Raw genomic sequence first — 9,294 nt, 5'->3', positions numbered from 1 at the left:
ACATCCGAGTTGGCAGCGGACAAGTGTCCATTGACCAAGCCCTTAGGAAAGCCCGAAGCGCGATAGTCGACATCAACGTCGGACAATTTATGGTCCCGCGAAATGGAGAACTGAATCGAGGGAGGTCCGTTTTTCAGCCTGTAACAAATGGGAAACCCCCCGTGATAAACAGTGTTGTCCTTATCGCGAAAGAACTCCTGGCTGCGGCTGAGAATGTCAACCGCATTGTCCTTCAGGTACACATACATGCGGAACTGGCGGTCACCACCTACGCCGGATTCCTCTCCAAGCACTTCGTCAACGGCTTCCACCAGATCAATCGCTCGCCCCAGGCTTTTGCCAGTTGCATCCGTCATCTTGGCGTTCAGCAGCGCATGGGTCACGGCGTCAAACGTGGTGCGGACGGACAGTCGGCCGTTGTCGTAGGCCTCTTGAGGCACACGGTTGCTTCCGGTGGTGGCGTTATAACGGCGAATGAAGTCGTCTACCAGTTGCTTTTGTTCAGGGCGCAACGAGGTATAGGATTTGCCAAGCTCCAGGGTTTCGCTTTTTGTCTTTTTGGGAGAGGCCGCCTTGTTCGGAGTCGGTTGCGCTTGAGTAATAACCAACTCGAACGGGAAGAGCAAGATAATGATGAGAATGATCAGTCGGGCCATTTGCTTCATCGTGACCCTCCATGGGATTGGCGAAGTCAATGTAGGCACCTCTTCAGTTTGACGGTACAAGTGGGACCAAGGCGAGGCAACTAGGAGTCTCCCCAGTGACAAACAGGCTGGGGATCATAGGCGGAGACCGCTTCTCGACACGATCTTCCTAGACGCTAACTTCAAGATTGGTTGCGGACTAACGCCATGGGATTGTTCACCTTCGGAACTCCAGCTTTGTTCAACAGGTGTGATCTGGGGCCTGATGCAACACCTAGAAATTCGGATGATAATGGTTGACCGTGAGTGACTGGGAGGGAAATACCGAATAAGCGTGCAAGTTGGATCCACGCCTGCGACTCACATTCCGGCAAGCCTTTCGCCGAGCTTGGGCTGCCTCATTCAAGGAGAACGAGATGGATAACAGGGGCGAAAAACCAGCTTCTCCAACAACTGAGCGACTTCAGATAGAGCTTCGTCGGCTCGAATGGGCAAAGGAACTCAACGAGGACACGCTGACGGCGATCACGAATGCCGCTGATTGGATCGCGTTTCACGCCGGAGAGGTGGTCATTGAGGCCGAATCAGAGATTACCCACGTGTACTTCCTCATCACGGGCCGGATGCAGGCAACGCTCTACGATTTTCTGGGCAAAGAGATGCAGCAGGATACTTTTGCTCGAGGGGCTGTTATAGGCTTATTTTCCCTCGGTTTATCGGATCGCTCTTACTTGCACGTCCAGGCTAATGAACCTTCCACAGCAATTCGACTGACACTATCGAACCTGCTTCAGTTGACAGCGAAGCATGCAGACTTTCAACTCGCGATGTTTCGATTGGCAGCCAGCGTATTCAAACGATTCGTGATGGTAGAACGTTCGCTTCCGAAGCCAGCCGTCGTGGGTGTTGTGCATCACTCGGAGGCGAGCCGTCCGTTCGTTGGTCGATTGGCACGTCGCCTTCGAGACCTGGGCGAGTCTCCATCTATTCTCGGCGACGACGAGCAATGGAAGCCCGACGAAGACCTCCCCTTTAAGTTGCTTGTTGGAGATGTCGAGGAGCGACAAGACCTTATCAAGGAATGGGCCGCGCATAGGCGACTTCTGTTTGATATTCGTGCGGATCATTCAGAAGAGGTAATGAAGCGGTTTATGAGTTACGTCGACATAGTGCTCTGGTGTGTTCGGCCGCAGGATGCGCGTGCAGCGGTACATCTTCTCCAAGTGCTGGTGAAGAGCGTACCCAGATGGCGAGACAAGCTCCGGGTTGTGTGGCTTCTCGACCGCAACACCCCAATGGCTCCCTATGTACCGGAGTTGTATGAACTCGCCGAACGAGACTTCAAGCTTTCATTTGACGCTCCTCGAGCAAATCAAGGCAGTTTACTGCAGCACGGATTCGAACGCATCGTTCATCATTTGCGAGGCGTCCAGATCGGCTTGGCACTGGGAGGCGGCGCAGCTCGCGGTATGGCTCATCTTGGAGTGCTCAAAGCGCTTGAACAGCATGGCATCTACGTCGACATGCTGGCGGGTACGAGTGCTGGGGCGATGACCGGCACCATCTACGCGGCTGGCTTAGATCCCGAGTATGCGACTCAGGTCTTCAAGACCGATTTGATGCCCTCGTGGTTGTTTCGACAGCTGCCCGGTGGCGGCTACTGGTATTTGCTCTTCAAGTACAGAAGAAATCAGTTCGAGACCATGCTGCGGAAATACATAGGGCGAGCCAGGATGGAACAATTGAATCTTCCGATGTTTACGGTCGCCGTCGACCTCTTCGAAGGAGAACCAGTGGTGCGCGAGGTTGGCGACGCGACGATGAGTATCCTGGAAAGCATCAATCTCCCTCCCCTTTCGCTTCCTATCTTTGAATCAGACCGAGCGCTGGTGGACGGCGGGTTGCTCAACAATATTCCTGCCAACGTGCTGGTAGCCAAGGGATGCAACTTTGTTATCGCATCGAGCGTGACGGCAAAGCTGGAGAGAGATTTTCTAGGAATCCGCTCCCGCAGGGATTCGCGCAGCAACCGTTTCTTCTCGACAATTCAAGTGATTATGCGACAGAACATGATTCAAGGCTTCAACATGAACTCCGTTGGGGTGCAGCCCGCAGACTTTGTGGTCGCGCCCGACGTGACGTCCTTTGATATATCGGAATTCACTCGCGCTGATGAAATGGCAATTATCGGGGAAACGGCAACCAATGCAACCATTGCCAAGCTGCGCAAGATGCTCAGCAAGCTTGATTCCCAGCTCTTCGAGAGTTCATAATGTGACCCGTGTCAACGTCCGCTGCGCAAAGCTATCTTCCCAGGCCGATTCGGTCTTCCTTCTATCTATCGCTCTCTAGATAAGGGTGCCGCTTTGCGAGTAGGCGCTATGATCTTTTGTTGAGGTCGTCGTCCTTGTAGTACTTCGTACCCTGCAGAGCCAACTGGAGGGCGAGACCAATGGAAATAATATGACGCTTGATCCTGTCGACATGTGCCTCGGTTGCGTTTACCAAGGCATTGACGCCATGCAATCTGGCAACTTCGAGAAAGCCGAGTTGCTGTTTCGCATGGCCGATAAACAAGCTCGCTCGATGCCCCCAGACCGAGCTATCGGCTTTGCTCTGCTGGTGCAGTGCCACATGAGCGTATTGCGGCACCGTCTCGGCAAGGCGGAAGAGGGGAAGAAGTTGCACGAATCTGCTATGACTCTGCTGGACGAACACTCAGACCGATTGGAAGCCGTTGCTCTGCAGGACCCAGTGGCGAGAGTCCTCATGAGGCTTCAGGAATACCGCCGCGCCCTTCCGTTCTGGGAACGGCTCATTCAGAACGATTCGGAGAGCAACGATCCCACCGAGATGGTAACGGCGCTGGCGTTCGTAGGTCAGTGTTATGGACTGATGGGACTAAAGGACCACTCAGCTATACCCGCGAGGGCTGCGCTGAAGATATTGCGCGATTATCCGGGCGATCCGCGCCTGCCAGGGGTTCTGATAACCCTCGGCAACGCTCTTCGGAAAAGCTCTCCTTCAGAAGCTGAAAGTCTCTACGGGGAAGCGACAGCGTATTACGAAACCAAAGCACACTTTGAATCCGCCACGACTGCGTGGAGCAATTTGGGAATTCTATGCTCCGAAAACGGTCGCTACGCTTAATCGTTGGAGCATTACAGGAAGGCTTTGCATGTGCGCGAGCAGTCTCCCTCGACGCCACACTTCCTCATTAGCAGGCTCCTGAATAACATGGCCAATTGTTACAGGAAGATGGGCAACTTTGCTGAAGCTCACAAGCTGTTAGATCGGGCAATCGAACTGGCGAAGGTGGACAGGCAAGAAGGTGTTTCCAGTCTCGCGTCAGCGTATGAAACGCGTGGATCAATCCTCAAAGATGAAGGACGCGATGCTGAAGCCGTAGAAATGTTCCAACGCTCGCATGCTGAACGCAAGAGAATTCCGAGCCCCAGTTTTGAATCCATCGTAGAGAACTTGGAAGAGGAGATTGCCGCTCTCAAACGGCTAGGCAGGGTGGAGGTCATCTTGGCAGAAGATCGCTTGGCATCGGTGAACGCCGCAAGGGACGAAGTTGCGCAGGTCGATCGCGATCTGAGTTCCCTCATATATCAAGCTAAAGGGTCCGTTTTAGTCGAAATCGGTTACGGAAGCCGACCGGGAAACTGGTACGGCAGACAAGATTCAGCCAAGTTGGCTGTCGACCTGATGGATGCGGCGGAGAGTCAGAACGCCGGCTTCTGTAGCGGCAGCGTTACGATCCCAGAAAGCACAACACTCATTCTCTACGGCGAAGACGCTGAGGCGCTGTTTCGAGCGATACAACCGATCTTGATCAGTGAGCAAATCTGCGAGGGTGCAACTATAACCATCCGGCAAGGCAAAGAAATTCGGGAGTTGATTGTGCCTGGGCGGCGCGTGATGTGAACAAGCCTCCAGATTAGTCGGGATATTTGGCAACTTCGCGGCCTCCATCCCGGTGACATGCCCATCAGAGCGGTCTCGCCGGCGTTGGAGCACATTCGAAGGGCACACTGCTCGATGGTCTTTGGCAACGGCCCCGAGCTTTTCGCCGTGTGACCGCAGTATCGTTACGGTGGCGGCTTTGATTGCTCGCATACAGACCATCGAGATGCCGTATCACTTCGCGTTGGCTATGAACAATGGTGTAAAACCCGGCGAACTGTCCGAGATCATCACGCTCTTGGCGTTTTATTCCGGCCGGGCGAATGCCATATCTGCGGTCGCCGTGGCGAAGCGCATCTTTCATCAACGTGGAATCAGCATCCACCAGTTGCCTTCAGCGACAGACGACGATGATGAATTTCACACTAGCATCAGCGGTCTTGCAGCAACCAGCAGTGGAAGCGCCAGATTCGACTAGAAGTTCAAGCATGAATTACGACGAGGTCCTGCCTTTTCATGGCGACACTACAGGCATGTTGTTTCTTTCCATCTTGCAGGACAGTCCGGTGCCCGTGACTCAAATGACTTCGTCAACTACAACATGAAAAAGGGTTGGTACCTGATCACCCAACCCATCCTTACCGACAACTGGAACACCACTGCGGCGAGCGGAAGTGACGCGCTCTCCGTCGAATGCCAGCAGGCGATGGTTGGAGATGGCGATGCGGTGGGTGTAACGGCCGAGATAGCGCAGCACCTGTGCGGGTCCGCCGAAGGACGGCTTGGCGTAGACGACCCACCTCTTGTGGCGCAGTTGATGGAGCAACTCCGAGAACCATGCCCGGTCCTGGAAATCGGCCGCGGGACCGGCACAGTCGAGCAGGCCCTTGCGGTGAAGGTGCTCCAGTTCGTCGGTGAACTTCTGCCGGAAGACGCGGCGCAGCTCGGGAATGAGCAGGAGGAAGCGCGGGTGCCGGGTACGAACCCAGCGCTGATGATCCGGAGACAGGCCGCCGGCAGGAACCACGCAGTGAGTGTGATCGTGGCCGAGGAGGTTCTGGCTCCAGGTATGCAGGATGGAGAGGAATCCGATCTCGGCGCCGAGGTATTTCGGATCGGCTGCGACTTCCAGCAGGGTCCGTGAACTGGCCGCGAACAGCAAGTCGTAGAAGACCGCCGGTGTGGTCAGCGCCAGTGGGTTCAACTCGTGGGGCACGGTGAACACGACGTGGAAGTAGCCGGTGTTGAGCAGATCGCGCTCCTGGGCTTCGAGCCAACGCTGTCGGGCCTGTGCCTGACACTTCGGGCAGCATCGTGAGCGGCAGGAGTTGTAGGAGATGCCGGTCTGATAACCGCAGTCGTGCCACACGTCGAGATGTCCGCCAAGCGCGGCTGTGCGGCAACGGCTGATAGCGCGGAATGCCTTCATCTGCTGATAGCTGAAGCCGGACTGGTAGCGTTCCAGGAATCGGCCAGTGGAAACGAAAAGTGAAGTCAGTGACGAAGAAATACTAGGTTTGGGGCCAGCACCCTATCGACGGACATATCTGATGACAGAGTGTTCAATAGAGCATTACACTCGTGACGTCAAAGATTGACATGGCTCAATCCACAGAAGCTATCATCTTTGCGATTCAGACCGGGGCCCGGGCTCATTTTGCCAGCGAGGCGATCAAGGGTGCTCTCGATTTTCCCATCTCTGTGCGGTGCAGGAGAATTTTGGTCTGCCTGACATAGGAGGTGAGTGTATACGGCCACTATAGTAGGCGACGTCGTAATGCGTGGTGCTGGCGTTAGACAGCAGTTGATACGCACCTGTGCGTGCACGCCGTCATTGGCCAGCACCAGCAGCACGAAGACAAGCACGGCCATGCACGCGATGGAGTTCACCGGCGTGCGCCATCGCGGATGGAGGTGCGCGAATCAGCACACCCCTTGTGCTCAGGTCCATGGTGACAGTACCTCCGAGCACCATGACTGACTCAAATCCAGACTAGGGCGGACACCACAATGCAGCAGATTCATTTCGGCTGGATATCCGCTTTCAAGCGATACAGCGGTCCCTGATCCACTCGTATGAGTCCGCTGCCCGAGTTATCCAGGTCGGCGATAAGTCCCGCTGCAATCGCAACGGTTATCGGACCCAGCGCCAACGTCAGCCAGAGGCGGCGCTTCAGCGTCAGGCCTCGGGTGAACACGGCGATCAGGGCTACGATGATAATCAACATCCACACTTTCGGAGGGATTCGGTTCTGCAATGCAGCCACGCGCTCACTGTCAAGATCGATCACCTCATTCAGGCTATTCATGGACGCCACGGCCATGGAAGTCCGGTCGCTCTGCGACACAGCAACCAGGTTTCCCCACAGCTCTTGCTGAATACGGTTGCTGTGCTTCACAGCCTGTTCAACTTGGGCAGCGTCGGATCCGGCTGCGAAGAAACCGATTCGTGCATCGACGTAGTTGCGCAGTAATTGCTCCACATTTCCCTGGTAAGGCTGGCCTAGGGTTGCGGCGCGCAGGTAGGTCGTTCCGATCGCGTCGGCCTCCCTTACGATCAACTCGCGCCGATGATCATATCGAGAAACAGCCATTGTCAGAGTAAAACTCACTAGCAAACTCAACAGGACGAATAGGCCCTCGGCAATAGCATTTATCTGTTCCTTCCGGTCTTGGTCGTCCCCGATCCGGAATTTGATACCAGTGCGGTATCCCAACTCAATCGCAAGCGCCATGAAAACGAATAGCGAAATCGCCGCCAGCCACTGATGATTCAGGAGGTTCTCAAACATAGCTAGGCTCCTCGCAACATCGTTCCGAAACAGGCCCGGCTTTCCAGTTTGAACGGAGTAGAGTGATTTCTTGTTTGGGCTTGGCTAGCAAACCCAGCAAGGATGCGCGCAGGCAAAAAGCGGGACACAGAAGCCGGACACAAAGGAAACGGCAGAGCCATAACATGCACGACACTATATAGGACAGGAATCTTAGTTTCGTGGACTTCAGGTTTCTACCATACTCGCCGCCGCAACAACCTGGGGCAATGGAAAAACTCGACGTAGGACGAATCAACCCAACTGGCAGCATAGGGAACCAGATTGCCGTCACACGGAACCCGCATTTGGTTGGCCATACTCCGCTCCAGTCGGTGGGTAGTGAATGGCGATGTACCCTGGATAGACCCTCCACCGGCGGATCCCCCCGTAGAAGTAGGACGCTACCGCAGTTCAGGTCCACATGTTATCACTGACGCGGCTCTGCCTTGACGCGACCGTAGCAGTGCTCTAAAAGGTCAGAACGCTGCCCGACGAAAATTTTCCTGGCAAATCCGGAGATGGATACCGGGCTCGCCATGCGCGAAGCCATAGCCGCCAATCACGATCGCAATCAGGCTTGCCACTTTCGCGATGGTTCCGGTGAACAGGGTTTGCAGTGCGGTTAGAACGCGCGGGAGAGCAAAATCATGACACCGAACACAATAAAAAAGAGTGCTTGCCGACCTGAGAGCACTAACCTACCCAACGAGACTAGATCTTTCGTTCAAAATGCTTCCAGTCTAGAGACAGTTCCTTTTCCCATAGCCCTTCAGTGTCCATTTCAAGGCGTCCCAGACTTTGCGATATTTCGGTTAGTTTTTCCTGCGTGGGCGGGTCTGGCAACATTCCCTTCCAATCCCGCGAAGAAAGAACCCGCTTCCGTAACGCTCACCGAATCGGACCTCAGGCATTTCGGTGTCGCTTCCATGGAAAAACATTGTTCCGTAAGCGAACTCGCAAGACGTTGGGGTTTTAGTGAAAACACCATCCGCCGCTATTTAAACGGGAACCGGGGGGCATCCGAATTGTTCACGAGGCGACCCGTGAAAAGCGCCGCTACACAAGCATTCGCATCCCAGAGCGGATCGCCCAGAGCGGATCGCCCAGCGCGTTCACCAGCGGCTTCAGCAGATCGCTTGAACAGGCGTCCGCCGGAGTATGTCAGAAACAATGGTATACTTCTGACAGAGGTCGATGGATGCGCCTGAACGAACAAATCTTGGCAGAGGCAACGAGACTTCCGGAAGGAACACCCCTTTCCGCAAAGTCGCTGCTACACCTTGGAAATCGCGCCGCCATCGACCAAGCACTTTCCCGGCTCGTTAAGCGCGGAGAGCTCATGCGTGCCGGTCGCGGGTTGTATATGGCTCCAGTCGTGGGGAAATTTGGAAAGCGAGCACCCGCCGTCGAAACGCTGATCGAGCGGCTTTCTGATGTCCGCGGTGAAACGATCGTGCCTTCCGAAGCCGCATCGGCAAACGCGCTTGGCCTGACCACGCAGGTGCCCAGGCGCGCCGTTTATCTCACCTCTGGTCGCACGCGAAATCTCTCTGTGGGCAAGCAAATGGTATATCTGCGTCATGCGAGCCCTTGGAAACTGACCCTTGCGAAGGAACCTGCAGGGCAGATTGTCCGTGCCTTGGGGTGGGCTGGCCCAGAAAGGGCCAATATCGTTGCAGAAAAGATCCGTGAACGGGTGCCATCCGCTGAACTTCAAAAAGTCTCGCGGCACGCTGCCAGACTGCCCTCTTGGGTAGCAACCGCCGTGGGACGGGCTGCTCGTCATGGCTGAGCACTACTTCACGTTATCGCGTTCTGAACAACGAGAAGCGCTGCTACAAGCAGCAAGCTCCTCGGGCCGCCCTGCACAACTTCTGGAAAAAGCTATCCTTGGTCGTCCGTTCGTTGGACGTTCTCTTCTCGTCTGA

At 55.2% G+C, this 9,294-nt stretch carries 8 protein-coding genes; 4 read left to right on the top strand and 4 right to left on the bottom strand.

What is annotated here, in order from left to right; genetic code table 11:
• Positions 1 to 665: hypothetical protein (locus tag Q363_RS28525; protein ID WP_035357463.1), on the bottom strand; the 665-nt coding region annotated here is incomplete at its 3' end.
• Positions 666 to 985: 320 nt separating this feature from the next.
• Between Q363_RS28525 and Q363_RS28520 the strand changes: the two genes are divergently transcribed.
• A complete protein-coding gene (locus tag Q363_RS28520) occupies positions 986 to 2,917 on the top strand; it encodes a patatin-like phospholipase family protein (RefSeq protein WP_211256408.1) in 1,932 nt (643 codons plus the stop codon).
• A 106-nt stretch (positions 2,918 to 3,023) separates the two neighbouring features.
• Here Q363_RS28520 and Q363_RS41455 read toward each other — a convergent pair whose 3' ends face one another.
• The gene (locus tag Q363_RS41455; RefSeq protein WP_157467765.1) at positions 3,024 to 3,332 is read right to left on the bottom strand and encodes a hypothetical protein; all 309 of its coding nucleotides are present in this window, start codon (positions 3,330 to 3,332) and stop codon (positions 3,024 to 3,026) included.
• Between the two features lie 465 nt (positions 3,333 to 3,797).
• On the opposite strand from Q363_RS41455, the gene Q363_RS28510 reads away from it, so the two are divergent.
• Together Q363_RS28510 and Q363_RS28505 are read left to right on the top strand one after the other, a co-directional pair.
• A complete protein-coding gene (locus Q363_RS28510) occupies positions 3,798 to 4,574 on the top strand; it encodes a tetratricopeptide repeat protein (RefSeq protein WP_084080874.1) in 777 nt (258 codons plus the stop codon).
• Between the two features lie 169 nt (positions 4,575 to 4,743).
• Entirely contained in the window at positions 4,744 to 5,031 is a 288-nt protein-coding gene (locus Q363_RS28505; protein WP_245632534.1) for a carboxymuconolactone decarboxylase family protein, read from the top strand.
• A gap of 99 nt (positions 5,032 to 5,130) precedes the next feature.
• On the opposite strand, the gene Q363_RS28500 is transcribed toward Q363_RS28505, so the two are convergent.
• Positions 5,131 to 6,018: an IS91 family transposase gene (locus Q363_RS28500; protein ID WP_281176098.1), complete on the bottom strand. Its 888-nt coding sequence runs from the start codon at positions 6,016 to 6,018 to the stop codon at positions 5,131 to 5,133.
• 556 nt (positions 6,019 to 6,574) lie between these two features.
• A complete protein-coding gene (locus tag Q363_RS28495; protein ID WP_035357452.1) occupies positions 6,575 to 7,345 on the bottom strand; it encodes a bestrophin-like domain in 771 nt (256 codons plus the stop codon).
• A 1,219-nt stretch (positions 7,346 to 8,564) separates the two neighbouring features.
• Here Q363_RS28495 and Q363_RS28490 point away from each other — a divergent pair.
• The gene (locus Q363_RS28490; RefSeq protein WP_035357448.1) at positions 8,565 to 9,158 is read left to right on the top strand and encodes a DUF6088 family protein; all 594 of its coding nucleotides are present in this window, start codon (positions 8,565 to 8,567) and stop codon (positions 9,156 to 9,158) included.
• The last annotated feature ends 136 nt before the right edge of the window (positions 9,159 to 9,294 follow it).

It is taken from the genome of Edaphobacter aggregans DSM 19364, assembly GCF_000745965.1.
Taxonomy (GTDB): Bacteria; Acidobacteriota; Terriglobia; order Terriglobales; family Acidobacteriaceae; genus Edaphobacter; species Edaphobacter aggregans.
The sequence above is the reverse complement of the archived record's forward strand: the minus strand, read 5'-3'. Positions and strand labels throughout refer to the sequence as shown.